The sequence below is a fragment of the Lacihabitans sp. CCS-44 genome, assembly GCF_024343735.1.
Taxonomy (GTDB): Bacteria; Bacteroidota; Bacteroidia; order Cytophagales; family Spirosomataceae; genus Leadbetterella.
The window spans coordinates 148,377-170,944 of sequence record NZ_RJUE01000002.1 but is presented as its reverse complement, the minus strand read 5'-3'; the positions used below and the strand labels follow the sequence as shown (position 1 = coordinate 170,944).

The window sequence follows — 22,568 nt, the reverse complement described above, 5'->3', positions numbered from 1 at the left end:
TTGAAGCGTTATTATACTGTTTTGATAAAAGGTTAAAACTATATATAATATTGAAAAGTTTTACTTCTGATTACCAAATCACTCGCTTTACTTTGTTTATAAAACAATAAATTGAAAGGTTGATTAAAATTAACTCACTGATATATAAATGGACAACGACCAAATTAACCTTTTAATTTTAGAGGATGATTCATTTTTCCAAATGGCTTTAAAGCTTATGCTTGAAAATACAACTTTTAATATTGTGAGTATTATTGACGAAATTGATAAGGTAAATTATTACCTTGAAAACTATAAAATTGATCTATTTATTTGTGATTTGAATATTCATGGTCAATTTGTTAGCTATGATTTTTTAACCCATATTAACTCATTAGGTATTCCAATAGTATGTATAACCGCACATAGAGAAGAAGAAATTTATGCGAAAATAAAAGATATTGTGTATGGATATTTGATAAAACCCTTTCACAAAATCTCCCTTCAATCAGTCATGAAATATGCTCTTGAACAATTTAGGAAAAATAAGCTTCATGATTTTGTGGATAACAAATACCTCTTTATCAAGAAAAACGGTAAAATAAAGGAAAAACACAATTATTCAGAAATTATCTATTTAGAATCATCCGGAAATTATTGCTACTTATATACCAAAACAAGAAAACTAATTGAAAAAATTTCTCTTACTAAGATATTGAACAATCAATTGGACGATAGATTCAAAAGAGTTCACCACAAATTTGCCGTGAATACGGAATACGTAGAGTCCATAGGAACAAATGAACTAATTCTCAGTTCGGAAACTAAAATCCCTGTAAGTACAACCTATAGAAAGAATTTAAAAAATTTAATCAATTGAATCATCTTGTGTTAAAGAATTAAATCTTCCAACTACTTCGAATTTCTATTCCAATCTTATTTAGTATCATTCATAACCAAAAAACATTATTCTGTGTACGTTTGACGGCAAAAAAAAAGATTTTACGTATCTAGAAACTTACTTTTGTTCCATAAATTTCTTCATCTATATTAGAGCTATAGATGATAAACGGTTTTTAGGAATATGAACTGTAAATTTTAATTAGAAAGCATCTCATTGGGATGCTTCTCTTTTTTAAATATGTGTTTTGTCCATTTTGTTTTAATCTAAATATTTTCAAAATCATTTTCTGGCACAGTTATTGTAAAATATTGCTCATAGCCCGTTTTTAACGCTTTTCTAAAATACAAATATGAAACATTTTTTACTTTCCTTTTCGGCATTTATTGCCTTTGCAGGTTTGAGTTCTTTCAAAGACAAAAACCCAAACTCAAAAAACTCTCCCAAGGTTGTCAATTTTGAAATTTTCGGAAACGACCATGCCACCACGCCAATCATAGATAATGAACTTTACGACCACGTTTATTATATTGTAAGCGGACATGGAGGCCCTGATCCGGGAGCAAACATCACAGTAAATGGAAAAATGGTAGCAGAAGACGAATATGCTTACGATGTAAGTCTTCGTCTGGCTAAAAATCTTTTAATGCATGGAGCCAAAGTGTACATGATTGTGAGGGATGAAAACGATGGTATCAGAGATAATGAGTACCTAGAAACGGACACGGATGAGGTAGTTTGGGGTGGTAACAAAATCCCACTGAGCCAATCAGCCCGTCTTAAACAAAGAACCAAAATAATCAATGATTTATTTGTTGAAAATGCAGCTAAAGGATACGAAACGCAAAGAGTCATTGAAACCCATGTGGACTCTCGTATTACGAATCACAAAGTAGACATATTTTTTTATTACAATGACAGAAAGCCTGAAAGCAAGCAATTGGCAGAAGGCATGTATGATACTATAAAACAAAAGTACAATGCAAAACAAAAAGGTCGTGGCTACACAGGAGAGGTAAAAGCCCGTGATCTTTGGATGATAAAGGAATCAAAACCACCGATAGTTTTTATAGAATTAGGCAATATCACGAACGAATTTGACCGCAAACGCTTGTTACTCGCTGACAATCGCCAAGCCATAGCCAACTGGTTTGCACAAGGACTCATGCATCATTAGGATTCTTTATAAAATACATTTCGTTTAAAATGCCAAAAGCCAATAGGTTTTCGGCATTTTTTTGTTTGACTAAGGTTAATCAAACCATCACAAAAAAACTTTAATTTTTTTTTGCCACAATATGATAAAACAATGTTTAATAGATAACCAACAAGTTTTAATAGATAATCTGAAATTTCGTTTTAATTAAGCCAAAACTTTGAAGTTGCAAGACAATAAAGTAAGGATGTAAAATAAGTAAATTATTCAATAATTAGCATCCTGACATATCATCTTAGCTCTAAAAACTGACTATCATATTACCTTTAAATAAAACACTATCAACTATTTACAGCATGATAAATTTTATTCAATCAATATGATTTAAATTCACATTTTTAACAAACCCCCAATGGACCATGAAAAAATCATTATCGCTCAGCGTTCAAGCTATTTATGTGCTTATTACAGCACTTCAACTTATTTTTGTACCCAACATGCTTTTAGGTATGTTTGGATTTGAGCCTACTTCAGAAGTATGGATAAAAGTACTAGGCGTTGTGCTGATTGCTTTTGTTCTGCTTTATTATGGTGTGATTCAGTATGGAAACACAGATTTAATCAGAATTACCATTTACAGCCGATTGGTAATCGTAGTGGGTTTTGTATTATTGGTAGCAACTGGTCAAGCAGCAACACCCTTAATACTTTTTGCAGGCATAGACTTGGCCACCGCAATCTGGACTTGGTTTGAGCTTAAGAGTGCGTAAAATCTTGCGTAAACTATGAAATAAAAAATGCCTGATATAACTTACTATCAGGCATTTAAATATTTTTTTGATTTTAAATTTTAAAACAACAAACCAGCGATAGTAGCCGACATATAACTGGCCAAAGTACCTGCTATCAAAGCTCTCACGGCCACTTTAGTTAAATCTTCTCTTCTTGAAGGCTCTAAGGCCGATATTCCACCAATCTGTATGCCCAGAGAGCCCAAGTTTGCAAAGCCACAGAGTGCAAAACTAACAATAGCAATGGTTTTAGGAGATAAAGCTCCAGCTTCCATCATCCCTTTTAAATTCAAATACGCTACAAATTCGTTTGCTGCAAGCTTTGTGCCCATTAATGAGCCAGCTTGCACTATTTCGGCTGAAGGCACGCCCATTGTCCATGCAAATCCCGCAAAAAGATAGCCCAAAATCAAGTCCAAACTTAAGGTTGGCATTGCCACCAAACCTCCAATTTTGCCCAATAAAAAGTTTATCAAGGCTATCAGGGCAAGAAATCCTATCAACATCGCCAATACATTCAAACCTACTTTAAGACCATCAGAACAACCTGCTGATACGGCGTCAATGAAATTGGTATGTTCTTTTTTCACTTTTAAAGAAACTTCGCCTTTTGTCTCTGACTCTTCGGTCTCTGGAAACATGATTTTGGCTATCGCCAAAGCACCAGGTGCTGCCATTATACTTGCCGCTATCAAATATTCGGCCTTTACGCCAAACTGAATATAAGTCGCCATCACCCCACCCGCAATACAAGCATAACTACCAGCCATAGAAGCAGTAAGTTCAGAATTCGTCATGCCTTTTAGGTAAGGTTTAATCATGATTTGTGCTTCTACTTGACCCACAAACGTACTGGCAATATTCGAAAGTGCCTCAGCTCCGCTGATATTCATGATTTTTTTCATGCCAATTGCCAACCACTTCACTACGAACTGAATAATGCCCAAATAGTAGAAAATATTCACCAAAACTGCCACAAAAATGATGGTTGGAATAATCTTGAAAAAGAAAATAAAACCTGCTCCACCAAATGCCTTGGCCACAAGGTCGTTTTGTGCCAATGGGCCAAATACAAATACAGCCCCATCATTTGAGAAATCGATTACTCGAGTCACCCATCTGCCCAAGGTAGAAAATAGTTCTTTACCCATGGTGGTTTTTAAAATAAATAAACCAAGCAAAAGCTGAAGAAATAATCCGACACCCACTGTTCTGTAGTTGATGGCTTTGCGATTATTTGAAAGCAAAAATGCTACTGCTAGAATAAGTATCACTCCGAGGAGGCCAATGAGGTTTTGCATAGGTTATAGGGTTAGTTTAATATTGAATTGAAGTTCATTTTATATTCTCAAAAGACAGACATTTTCAATTATTTGTCACAATTATTTGCTGTAAGTATCAAATTACAAAAGCAATTTTAACCAAAATTCATCTTTATAAATCACTTTTATCCAGAAATCTTTAAATCAACCAAAATTAACTCGAGTAAAATACTCCAAAAAACGAAACTGGAGATCTCAAATGTCAATTTATTATTTTTAATGGTTGAAAAATAAATTCCCAAGCTCTACTCCTCCCAAGCCCAGTCAATCTTGTGCTTCATATCTTTGATGCTCATGCTGTTGGCTTTGAAGTAAGTCCTGATTTGGTCTACTTTATCGTATTCTTGTTTGGCTTTGTGATCGCGATAGAGTTCTAACATACCTTGGATAACGGCTTCATCATTCGTTGGTTTTTCTTCTTCGAGTCCTAGAATATTCTCAATAAAATCAACAAATTTAGCCTTTAATTTTTCAAAAGTATCTTCTCCAATAGCCGATGGCTGAAGCTGATTCATGTAAATCATGTTTACGTACTTCAGCAACGTAAATAACTGAGCAATAGCCACTGCAGTATTAAGGTCATCATTCAAGGCTTCGTAAAAACCCTCAATTGATTTCTCTATTTCGGCTTTCTTTTTTTCATCAATGGCAACCTCATCGTTTGCCACAAATTCAAGATTTTTAGAAACTCTCAAGCCGTTTATTAGTCTTCTATAGCCTTTTTGAGCAGCCTTAAGTGCGTCGTTCGAAAAATCCAAAGTAGAACGATACTGTGACTGCAACATAAAGAAACGAACAGTCATTGGGCTGTAGGCTTGTTCCAAAAGTGGGTGATTACCAGTAATTAATTCGGCAGGTAAAAAGCTATTGCCCAAGGATTTAGACATTTTTTGTCCGTTAACCGTGAGCATGTTAGAGTGCATCCAATATTTCACTGGTTCTACGCCTGTTAGGCCAGTTCCTTGGGCTATTTCACATTCATGATGCGGAAATTTCAAATCCATTCCTCCGCCATGAATATCAAATTGTTTGCCCAAATACTTGGCACTCATACAAGTACACTCCAAGTGCCAGCCAGGAAATCCCATTCCCCATGGACTTGGCCATTGCATGATATGCTCTGGAGCAGCCTTTTTCCAAATAGCAAAATCAAGTGGATTACGTTTTTCAGCCTGGCCGTCCAATTCACGGGTTTCGTTCAACAAATCTTCCAAAATTCTACCCGAAAGCTTTCCATAATTGTTACCCGCCTCATTGTATTTGTTGATATCGAAATACACCGAGCCATTGGCTTCATAAGCCAATCCTTTATTTATCAAATCTTTAACGGCTTCTATTTGCTCCACCATATGACCAGTGGCTGATGGCTCAATACTTGGCGGAAGAAAATTAAACAACTTCAAAACATCGTGAAAATCATTGGTGTAGCGTTGAACAATTTCCATGGGTTCTAATTGCTCCAACTTAGCCATTTTTCCAATCTTGTCCTCGCCCTCATCGCCATCTCCAACCAAATGCCCCACATCGGTGATGTTTCTAACATATCTAACTTTGTATCCAATATGAATTAAGTACCTGTAAAGCACATCGAAAGTCATAAAAGTGCGAACATTTCCCAGATGTACAAAGTTGTAAACGGTGGGACCACAAACATACATACCCACGTGGTTGGCTACGATGGGTTCAAAAACTTCTTTCTGTCTGGTAAGTGAATTGTATATTTTCAGAGTTTGCATTTATTTTTTTTCGAGTATTAAACACAAAAATAATTCTATTCAATTGATATTTATCTTTTTTTTTGTGGAAGTGTCGTCCATAAAACAATTTCAGTCCGTATTTATTACCAAATTTGCATAAACGCCAAAGAAAAGCATTGATGAAAAAGCCAAAATTTCTGATAGTTCTATTGATATTAATTTGTAATTGCAGCTTCGGGCAAAAAGATTCAACACAAAAAATATTTCGTAATAAAAGCATAGTGGTTTTACCAGTTGTTTTTCGCCTTCCAGAAACCCGTTGGGGTGGTGGAGTGGCAGGTGCTGCAAGTTTTTCGTTTGCCAAAGATTCAATCGGTGCCAAACCGTCTCAAATAACTTTTGGCACAACATTTACCCAAAACAAACAGATTTTGGTGTTTTTCCCCTTTAAAATTTTCACCAACAACGACAAATATTACTTTTTCTCCGAAAATGGGTGGTACAGATTCAACTATCTCTACGGTGGTATTGGCGAAAATAGAGTTCCCGACGAAAAATATGATACGGATTATTTCAGAGTTCGGCTTTTGGCGGCAAAACAAATCAAAAAATCTACTTATTTGGGGCTCCGATTAAACTTCGAAAACTACAATGTAACAGGTACAGTAGCTGGCGGAGAATTGGGTTCAGGCGTAATAAACGGAAGCGACAAGTCGAGAACGATTGGCTTAGGAATATCCGTTTTAAAGGATACGCGAAATGCCGTTTTTTATCCAAGAAAAGGTATTTTTGGTGAATTTTATATTGTACCGTCGTCTAAAGTTTTTGGAGCAAACAGAAACTTTACCAAGATTAATCTCGACTTGGCTCATTATAATAGTTTCGGACCGAAGACTGTTTTTGCCAAACAAATCATTGCGACTTCCAACATTGGCGATGTCCCATTCAACCAAATGGCTTACTTGGGAGGTCAACAAAAAATGCGAGGTATTTATGAAGGTTATTTTAGAGATAAAAATGCCATGATTGTTCAAACCGAAATCAGACAAGAAATATGGAAAATGTTTGGGGTAGTGGGTTTTGGCTCTATGGCGTTTCTTGGAGACAACAACGATCTCCTAAGGCTAAAATATCCAAAATACACCTATGGAGCCGGGTTAAGAATAGCCACCAAAAATCATCTGAATTTGCGACTTGACTATGCCCTTTCTCCCTACACTTCCGGCAATTTTTATGCTACAGTGGGCGAGGCTTTTTGAGTGAATAGATGCTAAAATACCAAAATAGCCATAAATAATTTACCAAAATTCTTCCTAAATTGCGGTTCAAATTCAACCTTTCTCAAATTATGAAGAATTTCATTTTTATCATCCTCTCTTATGTCCTCCTCTCCTGCTCGCCCACTCGAAAGTTTCAGGAAGCGGCAAAAAGTTGGGAACCCGAAATACAGAAACTCGAAGCCAAAGACAAGACCGAAAAAGATCCTGAAAATGCAATTCTTTACATCGGGAGTTCGAGTATTAGGCTTTGGAAAAATATTGACAAGGACATGGCTCCCTATCCAGCTATTCAGAGAGGTTATGGTGGAGCAAAATTTACGGATTTATTGGTTTATGCCAAACGCATAGTTTATCCGCATCAATTCAGGGCTTTAGTAGTTTATGTGGCCAACGACATAACGGGTGGTAAAGAAGACAAAACTCCTCGAGAAGTACTGGGTATGTTTAAGACTCTCGAAAAAATTGTACGGAAAAAGTACAAAAATCAGCCAATTTATTTTGTTGCATTTACACCCACCAAGTCCCGTTGGCAAGCTTGGCCGAAAATACGAGAGGCCAACGCCCTAATTCAGGCTTACTGTAAAACCAAAAAGAACTTGCAATTTATAGAAACCGAAGCTCATTACCTCGGTGCAGATGGTTTGCCTATTGACGAATATTTCATTGCAGACAAACTCCATCAAACCCAAAAAGGATACGATGTATGGGCATCTATAATTAAGAAAAAACTAAACGAGACCTTAAAATAAATGAAAAAAGCACTTAATCTTATTGTTTTGACCCTACTGATTATGGGACAATCTTTTGCCCAAAAAAGCAATACTTACAAAATATTGGTCGGAACTTACACCCAGAAAACCTCTGAAGGAGTCTATTATGTTACAATTGATAAAAATTCTCTAAAATCAACGATTGTCAGCCATTCTGATAAAATAGATAACCCATCGTTTTTGGACGTTTCTAAAGACAAAAAACATATTTACGCTGTTTGCGAAACAGACGGTGGCAGTGTACAAGCCCTAAAATTCAATCAGGCGACTGGTGAATTTAAACATTCAAATATTGTAAATTCAGGAGGAGCACACCCTTGCCATATTGCTTTGGATAAAACTGGAAAATGGATTTTTACTGGAAATTATACGGGCGGAAGTTTGGGTGTTTTGCCTGTAATGCCAAACGGAACAGTTGGTGAACCAATACAAACCATCCAACATACAGGCAAAGGCCCAAACAAAGACCGGCAAGAAAAACCGCATGTGCACTCAGTGAATATTTCGCCGGATAATAAAAACCTCTTTGTGGCTGATTTGGGTATTGATGAGGTTGTAAACTATGCTTTCGATGCCAAAATGGGAAGGCTAAAAGAAGTCCAAAGAATAAAACTCACAGCTGGCTCAGGCCCTCGTCATTTTGCTTTTCATCCGAGTTTACCCTATGCCTATGTTATACAAGAGCTCACAGGCAAAGTCACTTTGTTTTCATATAAAAATGGTTTACTCAAAACGGTGGAAGAAGTCAGTACGCTTCCGACAGATTTTACTGGAAATAACTCTTGTGCTGATATACACATTTCGCCAGACGGAAAGTTTCTTTATGGCTCAAATCGGTTTTATGATACCATTGTTACGTTTTCAGTTGACCCGAAAACAGGCAAACTCAGCCAATTGAGCCAAACGCCAGTCGGTGGAAAAGTACCAAGAAACTTCGGAATTTCGCCTGATGGCAAATATGTATTCGTGGCTAACCAAAACACCGACAATATCGTTATTTTCGAGAGAAATGCAGCCACAGGCTTACTAAAAAACACAGGAAAAGAAATAAATATTTCGATGCCTGTTTGTATTAAATTTCTTTGATTATTTTCACAAAAATATCACAAGCCTCACGAGCTTTTGAAATATAAAAAACCAATTACCGACAAAACACGAGAGTCAAGGTGACTATTAGGAATAGTTTTTCGCATTTTTGTATCTTGTGAAGTTTTTTTGAAAGAAAGTTTAAAAAATTATATGCAGAACATTTGTGTTGTATTTGACATCGGCAAAACCAATAAGAAAATATTGGCTTTTAATGAAAGTTATGAGGTAGTTTATGAAAAACAAACATCATTTCCCGAAATACTCGACGACGATGGCGAAGCATGTGACGATCTGTTTTCTCTGACCAACTGGCTGAAATCGGAGTTTGAGCAAGTAAAAAATAACCCTCAGTTTAGTATCAAAGGCCTAAATTTTTCAGGCTACGGAGCAAGTTTGGTTCATCTAGACCACCAAGGAAACCCAATAGCTCCTTTGTACAACTACCTGAAGGCCTTTCCCAAAGAACTCAAAAAGACTTTTGAAGAAAAATATGGCCCATTGAATGAATTCTTTAGTAATACAGCTTCGCCTGACTTGGGTATGTTGAATTCTGGCATGCAGTTGTATTGGCTCAAATACAAAAAAACTGAAGTTTTCAAAAACACCAAATACAGCCTTCACTTTCCGCAATATTTGAGTTTTGTATTCAGTCAAATTCCACAGTCGGAATTTACTAGCGTGGGATGCCATACCGCTATGTGGGACTTTACCAAACAGGCTTATCACCAATGGCTTCACGCAGAGCATCTTGAATCGGGCTTATTGAGCTCAGTATCGGCCAAGCAAGCGATTGTCAAAGACGGAATACCTATTGGCCCAGGTATCCATGATAGCTCGTCAGCCTTGGTTCCATACCTGAAAACCATCAAAGAGCCTTTTGTACTAATTTCAACAGGCACTTGGTGTATCAGCATAAATCCTTTCAACGAAGAACCACTGAGTCAGCGAGAACTTGAAAGCGACTGCCTCAACTTTCTGAGCTATGAAGGCAAATCCGTTAGAGCTTCACGATTGTTTTCGGGCAATGAACACGAAAGACAAATTAAACATCTTTCCAGCTATTTTGAGGTGGATTCGGAATACTACAAAAACGTAAAGTTTGATTATAAAATCATTCAAATATTAAGAAAAACGCATGTACAGGCCACTCCTGACAAAACAGACCTAGGTCAACTTCGTGAATGCCCGTTTGTAGAACGAAACCTCAACCAATTCAAAAGCTTCGAACAGGCTTATCATCAGTTTATTATGGACTTGGTGGCCCAGCAGGTGGCTTCTACTAAGTTGGTTTTTGGAAAAAACACACCGAAAAAAATATTTGTTGATGGCGGATTTTCAAAAAATCCCATATTTATGAATCTTCTTTCTGAAGCTTTTTTCAACTCAGAAGTATATGCATCTGAGGTTGCACAGGCTTCGGCTTTGGGTGCGGCACTGGTTATTTCAGAAAAATGGTCAACTAATTCTTTTGATGTATCTAAGCTAAAACTCAATAGATTCTTGTAGTTTAGATAGTCAAAGCAGTATAAAAACCACGCAATAACCTATTAAATGAGTACATTGTTTGGAATTGCTAATTAATGTAACTACATTGGTCTTACGGAAAATGCAACCCATTACTATTCTACTCCGTAACTATTAATGTATTATGAATCCAATACCGGAGTCTGAAAATTTCAGGCACTTGCTCGAAGGATGTCTGAAGTCAGACAGAAAGAGTCAAGAATTGCTATATAAGCAATACTTCGGGTTTGCGATGAATATATGTTTGCGTTATTCTAAAACCAAAGACGAGGCTCTGGAGATTTTGAATGATGCATTCCTAAAAGTATTTTTAAAAATAAACACGTATGACTTTACGAGGCCATTCGGTGTTTGGCTAAAAAGAATAGTGGTTAATACAGCAATAGACGCATATCGCAGCCAAAACAAGCACTATAATCATCTTGATATAGAGAGTGTTTACTCTTATCAAAATGATGAAGTCACTCCTTTGCAAAAAATGGGCTATGAAGAGCTCCTGCAAGTGACCAAAAAACTACCCAAAAACTATCAATTAAACTTTAATCTTTACGTAATAGAGGGCTATACGCACGACGAAATAGCCAAAATGATGAACATTTCTGTGGGGACTTCGAAGTCCAATTTGTCAAGAGCAAGAGAAATGCTGAGGAATTTTTTGAGCAAAATCGACTCCCACAAAATACAACAAAAATGAAGGATTGGAACAACATATCAGACCAAGAATTTGACGATTTTTTCAAAGATCAATCTTTCGAAAGAACTGAAGAACTATGGCCTGCAGCCTGGCCAGCCATGGAAGAAAAACTGGAAGAAGAGAATCGTAAAAGACGCTTTTTGATATTTTGGAGGTCGGCTGCTGCGGTACTCATTTTTAGTACTCTTGGAATTATTTCTATCGGATATTTTAAGAAAGAAAACCTTGAAATCAAAACAGCTGATATTAAAAAGAGAAACTCAAAAGTATCAGAAGAAATAGAAAACAAAAAGAATGTTGCCGACATACAAAACAAAGCCCAAAAGCAGGCTATTAAAGCAAGTGACTTAGATAGGAAGCAAAATACAGCTGAAATTGTAGCGAAAACGCAGATCAACATCTCAAAAACTTCAAGCATATTATCTGAAAAAGTCTCTCAAAATACTCAAAAACAAGATATAGTAAAAAGAAAAACCGAAGCCGACAAAGAGAGTCAAAACGATAAAAAAGTAATAAATCAACAACAGTTAATTTCGAAAAAGTCAGTGACTGAAAACGCTGTAATTCAGAAAACAGAAATTCAATTATCTACAGAAAAAACTGATTTAGCTATAACCGAGAAAAAACCCGTATCAAGTGTAAATGTAGAAGCCAAAGAAATGGTGTCTGTCAATAAGGAAACCAAACTTGCAGAAACTTATTTCTCTGAAGATACTGTCATTGTACTAACCGCAAAATCGGAGCCTCTAGTGAGTCAGACTGAAACAAATGATATTTCAGGAGCAAAACTTACAGAAAAAACGAGGATTCTTGAAAGGCTGGCTTTCAATCTTGGATTTTCACCAGACTACAGCAAAGTAAATACCAGTACTTTTGGGCAAATGGGACATAACTTCCAATTGATTTTAGATTTTAAAATATCCCAAAAACTGACTTTTAGGACAGGCATAATACAATCCCTAAAATTGTACGATGCTTATCCAGAAGACTACGTTTGGCCATTAAAATGGGGAAAACCGTCGTCTCCACTAAAAGAAGTAACCGCAACCTGCAAAATGTTAGATATTCCTGTTTCATTGTCCTATCAATTGTTAGAAAAGGGTCCCAATAAGCTTTACACTTCTTTGGGTGTCACCAACTACAAAATGATGAACGAAAAATATGAATATTGGTACGAAAACGACGCCGATCCGAACCTCAAATGGCGTAAATGGGAAGGAAGCACAGGTTTTTTTGGTGCTGGTGTAATAAATATGTCTTTAGGTTTGGAACGAAGACTCAACAATTTATTGAGTGTTCAAGTAGAGCCTTTTGTAAAAATACCTGTTAAAAATGTCGGTTTTGGAAATGTAAAATTGTTAACTACAGGTATATTTCTTAACATAAAAACCCATCCTCCTAGAAAAAAAATGCAACCAAAATGAATGCTTTTCCGTAGGTAGTTACATAAAAAATCTAAAACTCTAATTTATCGAACTATGGAAATGAACAAACAATCAAGAGGCCAATTTTTAAAGACTTTGGGTCTATCATCAAAGGCATTAATGGCATTTTACTGCCTGGGAGCTGTAAGTGCCTGCAGTAAAGAAGACGAAACTGTGACCCCAACCACTGGAGGAACTGACAACACCGCCACCGGTATAACAGGAACAACCTCTGGGGCTTCAGTAGACTACACCATAGACCTCAAAAATGCCAGCTACTCCAAACTAACCACCGCCGGAGAATTTGTTGTTATAGGTGATACCCTTGTGGCTAACGCGGGCGGAACCTACATAGCTGTTTCAAAAACCTGCACCCATCAAGGTACAACCTTAGCATATAGAAAAGCTGAAGGCGATATTTGGTGTAGTAATCATGGCTCTGAGTTTAAAACCGACGGAAGCGTGGAAAAATCTCCGGCCACAACTGCTTTGAAAACCTACAAAGCAACCTTCGACGGTGCCGCAAATACCCTGAAAATAAATTAATTACAAATAGAAAAGGTTTTTAGACGAAACAAAGAAGGTTTCGGTCTAGCAAACTTAGTGGAAATAAGAAAGTATGAAAAAACTGATTTTATTCTTTTGCCTGTTAATAAGTATCGAGCTTGCGGCTCAAGAAAACTCGGCAGATAGCCTATTGAATGATTTAATGACGGTCGCAGAACCAACCACGGCTGAGCTTTTGCCCGAAAGAATGCTCATTACCCAACGTATGCTTTGGGGGCAAAATGGCCTATACAGAAAAGTTGGTATAGCTCCTAGAACCCTTACCGCTGCCAGTAGAGAAAGAGAGTTAAAAGCTCGAAGAAACATGTTCAGAGTACACCAAACCTTAGGCTTGGTGACGGCGGCGGGTATGTTGGCTCAGGGAATCGTGGGGTCAAGGCTTTATAAACCTGGTAGTAACATTAATTTTGACAAACTAAAGAATACCCACGAAGGCATAGCCACGGGGATCAACATTGGATATTTCACGACCGCATTAATGAGTTTTACTGCTCCGCCGCCTATGGTGAATCGTAAAAAATTCGACAATATAAAGCTGCATAAAATATTATCGTATGTGCACCTTTCTGGTATGATTGCCACGAATGTACTCAGTAAACAAATAGACGGCAACGCTAATCCTGCTAACATAAAAAAATGGCATCGAGCAGCAGCTTTTACCACTTTTGGAGCCTACACTGCCGCCATAGCTACCATAAAGTTTGAGTTTTAGTACTCGTTTACATCTTTTATTGGCTGTAACTCGTAATTGAGATTATTGATTAAATCAAAAAAAATAATGAAAAAATCATTCCTATTCCTATACTTCATTCTAGTTTCCTTCCTTTCAAATGGTCAGGAAAAAAAGAAAATTGAAGCCGACAAAAAAGTATCCTATGTGCAGTACGCCATGAAACACCCCATGCACGACTGGGACGCAAAATCTACTGCCAATAAATGCATAATTGTTTATAATGACAAAAGCACGGCAATAGAAGCAGTGGCGGTTATAGTGCCAGTAAAATCATTTGACAGTGGTAATTCAAATCGCGACTCTCATGCATTGGAGTCTTTGGAAGCTCTTAAATTCCCTAACGTTTCTTTCTCTGCCAGCAACATACAGGAGGCTAATAATCAGCTGACTATCAAAGGAAATCTGACTTTTCATGGTGTAACAAAGCCGATAGAGGTAAAAGCCAAAAAAACTGCATCTAGCAACAATCTAAAAATCGAAGGCAAGTTTGACATAAACATGAAAGACTTTGGAGTAGAACCTCCTGGCTTGATGGGCGTCAGAGCCGACGAAAAAATCAGTTTGAGTTTTAATATGGTATTTAATCTGTAAGTGATTATTCCATTACTTTAGGCACCATTATATAATCGTCGTTTTTCTGAGGGGCATTTACAAGCCCCTCTTTTTTTGTCAAATCATTTTTAGCAATGTCTTTTCTGAAAACATTAATACCTTGATGCATGTGCATGAGCGGCTCCACATTGCTCGTATCAAGCTCGTTTAATTGATTCATCCAGTCCAATATCTTGGCAAAATCGCCTGACATCTGCTGTTCTTCTTCTGGCTTGAGTTCTAGTCTAGCCAAGTGTGCAATTTTACGTATTGTTTCTAAGTCAATTTCCATTTTTATAAGCGTCTAGCTCGGTTTGAATCACCTGATATACCTTAGTTTTGAGCTCTTCTACATTTTCTTTTGAATAATTAGAAGTATCTATAGGCTCATGAACAATCACTTTGGGCAATCCCCAAAATATCGTTTTATCAGGCATTATTTCGTACAAATTTAAGAAAGTTATTGGAACAATCGGAACTTTAGAACCAATGGCCAACAAAAAAGCTCCATCTTTGAAGGGTTGGTGCATTTTCGGAATTTCCTGACTTATAATACCTCCCTCGGGCATAATGAATAAACTTCGGCCAGAATCCAAAGCCTTCATTGAACGCATCATAGACTTAGAACGACTTTCTTTGTCTCCCCTATCTACTTGTATATGCAACTTGGCAAACATATAGCCCAACAAGGGAATGTTTTTCACCGAACTTTTGCCCATGTAAGAGAAATAGTTACGGACCACTTTCATACCTACCGCTACGTCCAAATATGAAAAGTGATTGGCCACAAAAACATAATTCTTATTGCGATCTGGCTTAAATCTGTGTTCTATCTGTATCGGCATCCCCACAATCACAAAAAATATATCTGCCCAAATGTTGGTCAGTTTTGTGCCGAAACTATTGAGTTTTTTTACTTTTATGCAAATAAAAATAAACGGAAACAAGGCCAAGTAAACTATGACCAACCAAGCGATACACCAGAAGTTAAACAGATAGGTTAAAACACCAATACGCTTTTTTTGCATATTAATCTTCCTTCACATGGGTGTGTAGTTTCACCGGCTTTTTAGAATTCGTACGCATTTTGATGTTGAGCATTTCTACCAAGAAAGAGAAGGCCATCGCAAAATACACGTAGCCTTTTGGCACGTGTACGTGGAAAGCCTCCGCTACCAACAATGTACCTATCATCACCAAAAATGATAATGCCAACACCTTTACTGTAGGATGTTTATCTACAAAATCACCAACGTTTTTGGCAAAAAGCAACATAGCAACTGTAGAAAGTACGACCGACGCAGCCATAACTGATATGATGTTGGTCATACCTACGGCCGTTATGATAGAATCTATAGAGAATATAATGTTTATTATCGAAATGTCAATAACGGCTTTTGTCAAGCTTGATGAGCCTTTTTTTGTAGAATCCAAATCATCCTCTTTCCCCTCTAATTTGTGGTGGATTTCAGAAGTGGATTTATATAAAAGAAATAAACCTCCACCTAACAATATAAGGTCCTTACCGGTCATACCCATATCAAAAGGCAAACCCAAATCTTGAAGATTAAATAGGTCCTTTTCGAGACCCAAAATAAAACCCAATAAAAACAAAAGACCGATACGAATAAACATGGCAGAAACCAAACCGATGTTTCGTGCTTTAGCCTGTTCAGCGGCAGGAAGCTTGCCTGAGATAATAGAAATGAAAATGATATTATCAACCCCCAATATTATTTCTAATATGGTAAGAGTCAGTACACTGGTAAGAGCTGCCGTAGTTAAAAGTTCTTGCATAGTAATTTTATAAAAAAGAATTTTACAAAATTACCAAATTTTCAATATCAAACCCACCGCTCATACATTTTTAATACCTTTTAGCGAAGTTTTCAGTCATTTGCTCTATTTCGCTAGAGCTTAGTTTCGACGAACTCACCGCCAAACGGTACTTAAACGTAATGGATTCACCTTTTGAAATGGTCTTGTTGGTCTCTTTGGCACCATTTGTAAATGCTTTTTCACCAAGTGGATTCACACTAAATAATCCGTAACCTCTTGAATGCCAATAGGAAGGATAATTAATATTGGTAGGATGATCAATAATAGTCACAGAAATGTCTTCTTTTTCTATTTTTCCTTGTAAAGTCACCCATTCTGAGCGTTTGCTCCAAGTATCCTCCCCTTTTATTCCTTGTGCGTTTAGGTAATCCCCAGTAACTCCCTCATTGTTCATCACAGGCACTTTGGTGGCTAGGCCAGCAGCGTCTGTAAATACTTCGGGCTTATTGCTCGGCAGTTCCAACTCTCTGGCCAACCTAATGGCAAACAATCCGTCTTTTACGTCTTTAAAAACTACTTTGTCCACCACTGCTGTTAAAGTCGTTATTCTGTCTACAATATTAGAAGTTCCGTTTCCTTCAAACACAAACCTTGTGGTTTCTTCCAACATTTTATTGCCATCCTTATCCAACCAATCAGCCGTTACAACTAACTCACCTTTCTTTTTACCAGATTTCATTTTCGTGATACCTGTGTGCACTATTGTACCAAATGTACGTTTGTCTTTGGCTTTTTCTACTTCTATGGAGTTGTTCCAAAAATCATGACCATTGGCCGACTCATAGTTGAGCCACACGCCCACATGATGCGGGTGGTCTACTCTTTCGTTTTTACGAGGATCCAGCGGCCATCCACGAGTAATCAAAGTACCTTTTGGACTTAAAACTGGGTATAAAACAGCCTTTTTAAGCACATCTTTGCCAGGATAGAAATAGTTAGTAAACAGCGTACCTCCAATCTTTACTTCCACTTTTTTGTCGGCAGGTAGAGAAGTGATTTTTACAGGTTTTTGTGCCAGAGCGGCAACAGATAGCAAACAAAAAACAAATATGTATTTTTTCATAAAATTTTGGTTGAAATATTCATCAAATTTACTCCTTTAAACCACAAAAAAAGCGACCCTAAGACCGCTTTTTTTGATACTTTTATTGCTAAATATCACTATCAATAATACTATTTGAATCTACTTGATATTAAAAGTAGTCTGTCCTATTCTGAAACCATCTGCAAAAAGCTCGATTTTGTAAGCTCCTTTTTCGTAATTGGCTCCACGGTTGTAGATATACTCAATCGTCTGTCCAGAGTTGGAATACAGAATGGTTTGCTTGGCCGTATAAATGGTCTCTTTACCCCCAAAACTAAATGCCCCAGAGCCAGTAGCCATGTCTGAGATTACATTGCCAGTTGGGTCAATCATTCTCATGTAGATGGTTTTGTTCTCTTTTTTGGTCAAAGGATTCTCTGCTAGCTTAAACGAAACCTTCACTCTATCCACTTTGCGGGCCTTAAACTCCTCTCCGTCACGCTCCTTACCTCTTGAGTTAATAGCCGAAACAGCATAATTCATTGGTCTTAGAGCCGATGCTAAAGTTACTTTCTCTGACAATTCTCTGTTTTGTACAGTAGTTTTATAAACCGAATCAGCCAATGCTTCTTTTGCTGTTCTTAAGTCAGTATTTGTACTTTTCAGACCTGTATTCTCCGAGTTCAACACCTGGTTTTGATTGTTCAGAACTGCGTTTTCTTCTTTTAATTTAGCTATTTCGCTGTCTTTCTCCAGCAACATAGCCTCATAATTCTTTATTTTGCCTTCGTATTCTTTGGCATTGAAACTTTTAGACGACATCAAAGCTTTTTTGTCTTTTTGTAACTCCGCCTTAAGAGCTTCAAGCTCTTCCACTTGACCACCTAATGCTGTAATTTCGGCTATTTTGGCATCTAATTGTGCCGAAATAGAGTCCAACTTGGTGTTGGTTCGTAGCAGTTCGTTGGTTTTTTCGGTGATAGACACGTTGTTCTGAGAATTTTCTTGTTTCTCATTAAAATACAAATACCCAAAAATAGCAGCAACGGCCAAAGCCAATATTAGTCCAGCCTTAATAATCGAATTGCTACTGTTATTTGATTCTTCCATAATGTTATATTTATAGGTTTTAATATTACAAAAATATATTTTTATTTTTGTATTCAAAGCTTATTTTACCTAATATTCCATCTGAAGGTATCTTAAACTAACAAAATGCTTCATATTTCAGAAAGCTACAGGATTAAGGTTAAGTGCACAGTTAATATATTATATCTTAACAATTTGGAGTCATTCATTATCTGAGTATTGAACTATTTTTTTTCAACAAAAAAATAGTTTACAATCAGTCCTAAATATTTAGTAATTTTAATCAGCTTGTTCTTAAACTCAAAAGAACTTCATTAATGCTTTAACCTTTAAAAAACTATTGTAGCACCAAAATATTGAAATTTTCAATTTTAGTCTCTTTCTTCAATATTGAGATTAGTTTTGTTTAAATAAAAATTAAATCTCTATTCAAACTAGCAAATGGCTCTCATCTCAAAGAAAAAAATACCTTTCAAAATATCTCCACTACTCCGAAAATACCTTCGAGAGAATGGACGAGAAATAGATTCACCACTTAAATACAGCGATTTGTTGCGATATGATAATAAAATAACGCTCTATGACAAAAACGGCAACGATACGCTATGGGAAACTGTGTTTTACTCTCAAACTGACCTTGTAGAGATCTACGAGAATCTCAAAAACATATATGCAGACCTCAAAACTGATGGCGACGAATCCGTAATAAAACACCTAGTGGTGGACAGAGTGGATATTTGTACTTACGCCAATACTTTGCCATTTAGGGTGCGTATTAGCAACAAAGTAAACGACAACTACGACTATTTTTATATCAAAAAAGCCGATGCCTCAAGAATCTACGGGCTCGAATTAGAACATCTTTTGTCACCGAATGTGATGTCTTATTTCACTTGTGAGGAAACATTGATAGAAGAACACATAGCAGGTATTACAGGTGACCTTTTTATGCAAAACCACCTCAATGACGTCAATCTGAACCCTATTAGGCTTACCAAAGAATTTATAAAATTCAACGAACGCTGCTTTGTAAGGCTTTTGGGGGATATGCATTCATCCAATTTTGTGATTATCGTAACCCCAGATTTTGAAGATTTTCACTACCGAATAAGAGCCATAGACTTCGACCAACAGTCTTACGAAGCCTCAAAGTCGGTGTATATGCCGCAGTATTTTAAACAAAACAATGCCATCATAGAAATGGGCATGAAATACATGACGTCGGAGTCGGTGAAACAATATCAAATAGAAGAGCGGTCTTTAATAGCTCACCGCATGAAAGACGAAAAAGTAAAGCTTCACGACCTGCTAGAATGTATGAAGACCGACAAAATTCATTTAGACGCCAACCTGGTTCAGCTTAGAAAAGAACTGTCTCAGCATTATAAAAACAAAGCGTTTTTGGCCTGCGAGTCGATGGGAGAAATGGTAGAATTGAGCCTAAAAATGGTAACTGCCTTTTAGGATTTCAAAAAACGAATCAACAGAATTTCTACCAATAGAAAGAATAATGCAGCCACTACAAAGTATTTCCAGAGTGGTTTACCCATGGAAGTATCTCTAAATGCTTCTATGAAACTACCGTCAAAAATATCGTCATAAACTTCGACATTCTTTTGGTTTTCAAAAATACCTCTAAGGTTTTCGGAGCTATAAGTATCAAGTTTGGACTCTAAATGGTCGTGATTAAGTGCAAGCGTTTTTTCCACTTTCCCGTTTATCACCAAATCATAAAAACCCGAACCGAATAGCTGGCCTTCGCTAAGTTCAGAAGATTTTGGCAGCGTAAGGTTAAGTGTTTTGCCCAACAACCTTTGCACTGGAATAATCTCCAACTTATCATTTTTGAGTTTATATGTTGCATTTTTAGGTGCATTTGGCATAAAAAAACTAATAGACGATTCGCTAAAATTGTAGGCCAATCTATCTGATTTGCTACTTAAATAGGCCATTTTGTAAAATGTCGGAACGAAAAAAGCATGTTCGGCAAAATTTCCGAATTTGGAATTGAGTGGACTCGCTAACAAATATACCACACCATCGCCCACTTTAGTTCTTGTAAGAAAAGCCTTGCCATTTCTGAAACTCAATAGTTTTTCGGCCGCTCCGCTCCATTGCAATTTAGGTGTAGATTTGGGCAAACTTACCAAACTATTGAAAGAACTTCGCTCAAAAACATCAGCATAAAATGGCGAAGATTTGTCGGGTTCGTTGATGTCCACAAGGTTTTCAGGACTTGGTACTTCATTCACGACTTCAATATTTTGAAAGCCGTATTTTCCTAAAAATGCAAGATAGCTAGCCGCCACTGGATTCTCAGAAGGGCTAATGACCACACTTCCACCAGAAGAAAGGAAATTTTCGAGTGCCAATTTGGTTTCTCCTTCAATCGTAGATATACCCTCCAAAACCACGATATCGGCATTTTGGACCTGACCGGGGTCAAAATTGCTTACCGAATAAGCATTGTACCTAAACAGACTATCGTTGGCGTACATTTTGGAAAGGTAATTTTGAGGACTACGCTGCCCAAAAAGGTGCAAAACACGAATGGTTGGCGATGCGTTTAAGACAAAATAATAGTCGTTGTCAAACGTAATGGGCTGATCATCAAACAAAATTTTGCCTTTGTGAACACCCCGCTCTTTAACCGTAAAGTTGAAAGTAGCTGTTGCGGAGCTGTTAGAAGAAATATTTACCGATGATGTAGATGCTTGCACATTGTCAATAAACAACTTTAATGGCAATTTTTCCACACCCTTATTTCCTGAATTATAGACCTTTACATTTAATACATTGTTTTGCATTTCTCTTACAACTGGCAAACTCAACCAAACTGAATCCACAAAAACATTTTGAGAAGCCTTACCCATCACCGGTATCAAATGAACTTTATCGTTAGAATCTATCTTCACGTTTTCTAACTTACCCACTGTAGATTTCTGAAAATCAGAAAACCAAAAAAAGTGATTTTGAGCAGATGGATTGTGTTTTTGAGCAATCGAACGTTGTCTTTTGTATACCTGCTCCAGCGTGCGAGGAATCTCAGAAAAATCTGTTGTAGTTAGTCTGTCTTTGACTTTTGAGGCATTTGTCACAAATTGATCCTGCCCGTCAAAATCGTTGGTGGTCATCTGAACATTGGACGACCTGTTGAATATCGAAAGCAATTCGTCGATTTTTATGATGGCCAAGTCCAAGAATCGTTTGCTTTCGGTGGTGTTTTGCATGCTCAACGAATTGTCGAGATAAATGCCGTTGATACCTACTGGCTTTGCAGTCAGGTTTGCTTTGTTTTTAAAAAATATGGGCTGAGCGAAGGCAAAAATTAGACAGGCTAGAAAAAGCATTCGGGCTGCCATTATAAGCAATTGCTTGAGTTTTCTGAAAGCCGAAGATTTTGTTTCTACAGTTTTGAGAAGAGCTACATTGGAGAAATACACTTTTTTGGTTCTTCGAAAATTGAAAAGATGCACAATGAGCGGAATACTCAAAGCTAACAATCCCCACAAAATACTTGGAAACAAAAACTGCATATTTTCTAAAATTCAGATTTATAGTGTATCAAATGTACAATAATATTGACTAAATAAAACTCCCAAAGCTGCAAATACAATCCTAATTCTCGGCATTCATCAAATAACGTCAAAACTACACCCTAAATACAAAAAAAACCAGATTTCACAAAAAACAAAAAGTGATTTTACAAAAATCATGGTAGAATTCCTGTAAAATCACTTCTAGAAAAAATATCGTCAATTAAGCACCAACCTTTGTACTGTCTGCTGCTGGAGCGGCTACGGTAGTTTCTGTGGTTGAAGCTGGAGTAGATGAACCGTAAAGTTTTTCACGGATAGCTGCCGTACGGGCTTCTAACTCAGGCTTTGCTGTATAGGTTACATTTAATTGTCTAGCTACTGAATCTGGATGAACGCCATAAACGTATTCGTTACCCTCATTTACATCATCCTGCTCAAATCGGTTGTTTTTCTGATATCCACAAGAGGCCAAAGCCACCAAACAGAAAATGAATACTATGTTCTTTTTCATTATGAAACTTATATCATTTAAATTTGCACAAATTTAAAATGAGCAATC

22 protein-coding genes are annotated in these 22,568 nt (G+C 36.9%); 13 read left to right on the top strand and 9 right to left on the bottom strand.

Features of this window, described 5'->3' with window-relative positions; genetic code table 11:
- Window positions 1–148 precede the first annotated feature (148 nt).
- The 3 genes from EGI26_RS02110 (at window position 149) to EGI26_RS02100 (ending at window position 2,806) form a co-directional block, all read left to right on the top strand.
- Window positions 149–859 (top strand): LytTR family DNA-binding domain-containing protein, encoded by a 711-nt coding sequence (locus EGI26_RS02110; RefSeq protein ID WP_255076034.1) that lies wholly within the window; start codon window positions 149–151, stop codon window positions 857–859.
- Window positions 860–1,232: 373 nt separating this feature from the next.
- Window positions 1,233–2,057, top strand: coding sequence for an N-acetylmuramoyl-L-alanine amidase (locus EGI26_RS02105; RefSeq protein ID WP_255076033.1), 825 nt, complete (start codon window positions 1,233–1,235; stop codon window positions 2,055–2,057).
- A gap of 398 nt (window positions 2,058–2,455) precedes the next feature.
- Window positions 2,456–2,806, top strand: coding sequence for a hypothetical protein (locus EGI26_RS02100; RefSeq protein ID WP_255076032.1), 351 nt, complete (start codon window positions 2,456–2,458; stop codon window positions 2,804–2,806).
- An 80-nt stretch (window positions 2,807–2,886) separates the two neighbouring features.
- Here the strand turns inward: EGI26_RS02100 and EGI26_RS02095 are convergent, their stop codons facing one another.
- Window positions 2,887–4,128, bottom strand: coding sequence for a NupC/NupG family nucleoside CNT transporter (locus EGI26_RS02095; RefSeq protein WP_255076031.1), 1,242 nt, complete (start codon window positions 4,126–4,128; stop codon window positions 2,887–2,889).
- 266 nt (window positions 4,129–4,394) lie between these two features.
- Window positions 4,395–5,885 carry a cysteine--tRNA ligase gene (cysS, locus tag EGI26_RS02090; RefSeq protein ID WP_255076030.1) on the bottom strand — a complete coding sequence of 497 codons (1,491 nt, stop codon included), beginning with the start codon at window positions 5,883–5,885 and terminating at the stop codon, window positions 4,395–4,397.
- Window positions 5,886–6,025: 140 nt separating this feature from the next.
- On the opposite strand from cysS, the gene EGI26_RS02085 reads away from it, so the two are divergent.
- The 9 genes from EGI26_RS02085 to EGI26_RS02045 all read left to right on the top strand — a co-directional run bounded on the left by EGI26_RS02085 (window position 6,026) and on the right by EGI26_RS02045 (window position 14,518).
- Complete coding sequence (locus tag EGI26_RS02085; RefSeq protein ID WP_255076029.1) at window positions 6,026–7,105, top strand: BamA/TamA family outer membrane protein; 1,080 nt, start codon at window positions 6,026–6,028, stop codon at window positions 7,103–7,105.
- Window positions 7,106–7,194: 89 nt separating this feature from the next.
- A complete protein-coding gene (locus EGI26_RS02080) occupies window positions 7,195–7,875 on the top strand; it encodes a GDSL-type esterase/lipase family protein (protein ID WP_255076028.1) in 681 nt (226 codons plus the stop codon).
- Window positions 7,876–8,982, top strand: coding sequence for a lactonase family protein (locus tag EGI26_RS02075; RefSeq protein ID WP_255076027.1), 1,107 nt, complete (start codon window positions 7,876–7,878; stop codon window positions 8,980–8,982). It begins immediately after the preceding gene.
- A 153-nt stretch (window positions 8,983–9,135) separates the two neighbouring features.
- Window positions 9,136–10,491, top strand: a complete 1,356-nt coding sequence (locus EGI26_RS02070) for an FGGY-family carbohydrate kinase (protein ID WP_255076026.1) — start codon at window positions 9,136–9,138, stop codon at window positions 10,489–10,491.
- A gap of 142 nt (window positions 10,492–10,633) precedes the next feature.
- On the top strand, window positions 10,634–11,203 hold the full coding sequence (locus tag EGI26_RS02065) for an RNA polymerase sigma factor (RefSeq protein ID WP_255076025.1): 570 nt from the start codon (window positions 10,634–10,636) through the stop codon (window positions 11,201–11,203).
- Window positions 11,200–12,627, top strand: a complete 1,428-nt coding sequence (locus EGI26_RS02060) for a hypothetical protein (protein WP_255076024.1) — start codon at window positions 11,200–11,202, stop codon at window positions 12,625–12,627. The genes EGI26_RS02065 and EGI26_RS02060 overlap by 4 nt, the downstream gene beginning before the upstream one ends.
- Window positions 12,628–12,687: 60 nt before the next feature.
- Window positions 12,688–13,173, top strand: a complete 486-nt coding sequence (locus tag EGI26_RS02055) for a Rieske 2Fe-2S domain-containing protein (RefSeq protein WP_310587928.1) — start codon at window positions 12,688–12,690, stop codon at window positions 13,171–13,173.
- Window positions 13,174–13,246: 73 nt separating this feature from the next.
- A complete protein-coding gene (locus EGI26_RS02050) occupies window positions 13,247–13,906 on the top strand; it encodes a hypothetical protein (RefSeq protein WP_255076020.1) in 660 nt (219 codons plus the stop codon).
- Between the two features lie 66 nt (window positions 13,907–13,972).
- On the top strand, window positions 13,973–14,518 hold the full coding sequence (locus EGI26_RS02045; protein WP_255076019.1) for a YceI family protein: 546 nt from the start codon (window positions 13,973–13,975) through the stop codon (window positions 14,516–14,518).
- Between the two features lie 4 nt (window positions 14,519–14,522).
- On the opposite strand, the gene gatC is transcribed toward EGI26_RS02045, so the two are convergent.
- The 5 genes from gatC to EGI26_RS02020 form a co-directional block, all read right to left on the bottom strand.
- Window positions 14,523–14,810, bottom strand: coding sequence for an Asp-tRNA(Asn)/Glu-tRNA(Gln) amidotransferase subunit GatC (gene gatC, locus EGI26_RS02040; protein ID WP_255076018.1), 288 nt, complete (start codon window positions 14,808–14,810; stop codon window positions 14,523–14,525).
- On the bottom strand, window positions 14,800–15,546 hold the full coding sequence (locus tag EGI26_RS02035) for a 1-acyl-sn-glycerol-3-phosphate acyltransferase (RefSeq protein WP_255076017.1): 747 nt from the start codon (window positions 15,544–15,546) through the stop codon (window positions 14,800–14,802). Before EGI26_RS02035 ends, gatC begins: the two co-directional genes overlap by 11 nt.
- Before the next feature lies 1 nt (window position 15,547).
- Window positions 15,548–16,315, bottom strand: a complete 768-nt coding sequence (locus tag EGI26_RS02030; protein WP_255076015.1) for a TerC family protein — start codon at window positions 16,313–16,315, stop codon at window positions 15,548–15,550.
- Window positions 16,316–16,385: 70 nt separating this feature from the next.
- Entirely contained in the window at window positions 16,386–17,420 is a 1,035-nt protein-coding gene (locus EGI26_RS02025) for a PmoA family protein (protein ID WP_255076013.1), read from the bottom strand.
- 120 nt (window positions 17,421–17,540) lie between these two features.
- Window positions 17,541–18,491: a hypothetical protein gene (locus tag EGI26_RS02020; RefSeq protein WP_255076012.1), complete on the bottom strand. Its 951-nt coding sequence runs from the start codon at window positions 18,489–18,491 to the stop codon at window positions 17,541–17,543.
- Between the two features lie 420 nt (window positions 18,492–18,911).
- Between EGI26_RS02020 and EGI26_RS02015 the strand changes: the two genes are divergently transcribed.
- Window positions 18,912–19,934, top strand: a complete 1,023-nt coding sequence (locus EGI26_RS02015; RefSeq protein WP_255076011.1) for a hypothetical protein — start codon at window positions 18,912–18,914, stop codon at window positions 19,932–19,934.
- Here EGI26_RS02015 and EGI26_RS02010 read toward each other — a convergent pair.
- Window positions 19,931–22,006, bottom strand: a complete 2,076-nt coding sequence (locus EGI26_RS02010) for a BatA domain-containing protein (RefSeq protein ID WP_255076010.1) — start codon at window positions 22,004–22,006, stop codon at window positions 19,931–19,933. The genes EGI26_RS02015 and EGI26_RS02010 overlap by 4 nt on opposite strands.
- A 223-nt stretch (window positions 22,007–22,229) precedes the next feature.
- Window positions 22,230–22,520 (bottom strand): hypothetical protein, encoded by a 291-nt coding sequence (locus EGI26_RS02005; RefSeq protein ID WP_255076009.1) that lies wholly within the window; start codon window positions 22,518–22,520, stop codon window positions 22,230–22,232.
- Between the last annotated feature and the right edge of the window lie 48 nt (window positions 22,521–22,568).

What these genes read in the sequence shown, in the direction of transcription:
- EGI26_RS02100 (WP_255076032.1), top strand. Translation starts at nt 2,456, where the DNA reads ATGAAAAAATCATTATCGCTCAGCGTTCAAGCTATTTATGTGCTTATT.
- EGI26_RS02060 (WP_255076024.1), top strand. Translation starts at nt 11,200, where the DNA reads ATGAAGGATTGGAACAACATATCAGACCAAGAATTTGACGATTTTTTC.
- EGI26_RS02055 (WP_310587928.1), top strand. Translation starts at nt 12,688, where the DNA reads ATGAACAAACAATCAAGAGGCCAATTTTTAAAGACTTTGGGTCTATCA.
- EGI26_RS02035 (WP_255076017.1), bottom strand. Translation starts at nt 15,546, where the DNA reads ATGCAAAAAAAGCGTATTGGTGTTTTAACCTATCTGTTTAACTTCTGG.
- EGI26_RS02110 (WP_255076034.1), top strand. Translation starts at nt 149, where the DNA reads ATGGACAACGACCAAATTAACCTTTTAATTTTAGAGGATGATTCATTT.
- EGI26_RS02015 (WP_255076011.1), top strand. Translation starts at nt 18,912, where the DNA reads ATGGCTCTCATCTCAAAGAAAAAAATACCTTTCAAAATATCTCCACTA.
- EGI26_RS02030 (WP_255076015.1), bottom strand. Translation starts at nt 16,315, where the DNA reads ATGCAAGAACTTTTAACTACGGCAGCTCTTACCAGTGTACTGACTCTT.
- EGI26_RS02095 (WP_255076031.1), bottom strand. Translation starts at nt 4,128, where the DNA reads ATGCAAAACCTCATTGGCCTCCTCGGAGTGATACTTATTCTAGCAGTA.
- EGI26_RS02075 (WP_255076027.1), top strand. Translation starts at nt 7,876, where the DNA reads ATGAAAAAAGCACTTAATCTTATTGTTTTGACCCTACTGATTATGGGA.
- EGI26_RS02105 (WP_255076033.1), top strand. Translation starts at nt 1,233, where the DNA reads ATGAAACATTTTTTACTTTCCTTTTCGGCATTTATTGCCTTTGCAGGT.
- EGI26_RS02010 (WP_255076010.1), bottom strand. Translation starts at nt 22,006, where the DNA reads ATGCAGTTTTTGTTTCCAAGTATTTTGTGGGGATTGTTAGCTTTGAGT.
- EGI26_RS02025 (WP_255076013.1), bottom strand. Translation starts at nt 17,420, where the DNA reads ATGAAAAAATACATATTTGTTTTTTGTTTGCTATCTGTTGCCGCTCTG.
- EGI26_RS02005 (WP_255076009.1), bottom strand. Translation starts at nt 22,520, where the DNA reads ATGAAAAAGAACATAGTATTCATTTTCTGTTTGGTGGCTTTGGCCTCT.
- EGI26_RS02065 (WP_255076025.1), top strand. Translation starts at nt 10,634, where the DNA reads ATGAATCCAATACCGGAGTCTGAAAATTTCAGGCACTTGCTCGAAGGA.
- EGI26_RS02020 (WP_255076012.1), bottom strand. Translation starts at nt 18,491, where the DNA reads ATGGAAGAATCAAATAACAGTAGCAATTCGATTATTAAGGCTGGACTA.
- EGI26_RS02070 (WP_255076026.1), top strand. Translation starts at nt 9,136, where the DNA reads ATGCAGAACATTTGTGTTGTATTTGACATCGGCAAAACCAATAAGAAA.
- EGI26_RS02085 (WP_255076029.1), top strand. Translation starts at nt 6,026, where the DNA reads ATGAAAAAGCCAAAATTTCTGATAGTTCTATTGATATTAATTTGTAAT.
- EGI26_RS02080 (WP_255076028.1), top strand. Translation starts at nt 7,195, where the DNA reads ATGAAGAATTTCATTTTTATCATCCTCTCTTATGTCCTCCTCTCCTGC.
- cysS (WP_255076030.1), bottom strand. Translation starts at nt 5,885, where the DNA reads ATGCAAACTCTGAAAATATACAATTCACTTACCAGACAGAAAGAAGTT.
- EGI26_RS02050 (WP_255076020.1), top strand. Translation starts at nt 13,247, where the DNA reads ATGAAAAAACTGATTTTATTCTTTTGCCTGTTAATAAGTATCGAGCTT.
- EGI26_RS02045 (WP_255076019.1), top strand. Translation starts at nt 13,973, where the DNA reads ATGAAAAAATCATTCCTATTCCTATACTTCATTCTAGTTTCCTTCCTT.
- gatC (WP_255076018.1), bottom strand. Translation starts at nt 14,810, where the DNA reads ATGGAAATTGACTTAGAAACAATACGTAAAATTGCACACTTGGCTAGA.